The following is a 1,414-nucleotide window of genomic DNA, read 5'->3' on the forward strand; positions in this document are numbered from 1 at the left end:
CGGTCGAGCGCGGCATGCACGGAGTGTGGCCGACGCGGGGGTCTCCTGTCCCGGGTCCGTACCCGGGTCCGGCCGGGCGATCTCCCGGCCCACCCGGGAGTCGCGGCCCTGCCGCGGGGGTGGTCGTCGGCCACACGCTCCTCCCATGACAACGCTCACCACCTCACCGACCACCCCGGTACCGACCACCCCGGTACCGACCACTGTCCGCATCGGACTCGGGCTGCTCGGCCTGGTGTCCCTCGCCGACCTCGCCACCCCACTGCTCACCGACGGCCGGACCCCGCCGATGGGGATCGCGTTCGCCTCCGCCGCCCTCGGGCTGGCGTCCCTGGTCCTCGTCCTCCTGGCGTGGCGGCGGCCGCGGCGTGGGCTGCTCACCGGCCTGCTGCTGCTCCGGACCGCCTCCGCGGCCACGGCGGTCCCGGCGTTCGTGCTGCCGGACGTCCCCCTGCCCGCCGTGGCGGCGGCGGGCGTCGTCGTCGCGCTGACCGTGGTGGGCGGGCTACTGCTCGTCCCGGCCTTCCGGCGGACCCGGTGACGGCCGCCGTCGCGGGGACCGGCACCCGGAGGGGTGGTGCCGTCCTGATCGGGGTGGCGGCGATCGGGCCGCTCTCCATCGCCGTCCTCCGCGCCGTCCTCCCGTACTCCACGGTGGACGACCCGACGACCGTCGCCGAGAAGGTCGCGGCGGCTCCGGGCGCGCAGTCCGCCGTGCTCTGGCTGGTCTACCTGGCGTTGCTGACGCTGCCACTCGGCATCCTGGTGGTGGCGCGGGTCGCCGTCGCCACCCGACGGGTGGTGGGCCTGGTCGGCGGCACGCTCACCTGGCTCGGGTTCCTGAGCCTGTTCCTCCTCACGGTGACCGACCAGGTCCCCCTGGCCGCCGCCGCGGTCGGAACGGACCCCACCCGTCGACGGCCGTCCGCTCGATCTCGTCCTGGCCACCGACGGCGGCCGGGGACCGGCCGCGGTCACGGCGTTGCGTCCGGTGGCGACCGCCCTGGACCGGTTGCACGACAAGGGGATCCTGCACGGCGACCTGACCCCCGCCGCGATCGTGCTCGACGCCGCGGGTCGGGGGTCGCTTCGCGTCGACCCGCTCGCAGGCCTCGCCGCGGACACCCGGGACCACACGATCGGGACGCTGGACACCGGCACCGCGGGCGTCGGGGCACCGGTCTACCTCGCGCCCGAACAGCTCGCCGGGCCCGTCGCGAGCCACCGCACCGACCTCTTCGCGTTCGCCGCCGTGGCGTTCGAGCTGGTGACGGGCACCCCCGCGTTCACCGTCGGGTCCCTGCTGGAGCAGGGCGACCGACGGGTGCCTGCCGCGTCGACGCGCAGGCCCGGGATCCCGGCGGGCACCGGTGCAGAGGTAGAGCCGGGCGTCGGCGAGGCGGGTCAGCAGGGT

The 1,414-nt window shown here is 76.2% G+C and carries 2 protein-coding genes; both read left to right on the forward strand.

All coding sequences use genetic code 11. The features are described 5' to 3' along the window. The first annotated feature begins 145 nt into the window (after positions 1-145). Complete coding sequence (locus H5J29_RS32595; RefSeq protein ID WP_181784743.1) at positions 146-541, forward strand: hypothetical protein; 396 nt, start codon at positions 146-148, stop codon at positions 539-541. Positions 542-982: 441 nt separating this feature from the next. Beyond that, positions 983-1,414: protein kinase domain-containing protein (locus tag H5J29_RS32600; protein WP_281376161.1), on the forward strand; the 432-nt coding region annotated here is incomplete at its 3' end.

It is taken from the genome of Pseudonocardia pini (genome assembly GCF_013870575.1).
GTDB classification, from domain to species: domain Bacteria; phylum Actinomycetota; class Actinomycetes; order Mycobacteriales; family Pseudonocardiaceae; genus Pseudonocardia; species Pseudonocardia pini.

Bases quoted from the DNA above. Each gene is read 5' to 3' on its own strand.
- H5J29_RS32595 (WP_181784743.1), top strand. From the start codon at position 146: ATGACAACGCTCACCACCTCACCGACCACCCCGGTACCGACCACCCCG.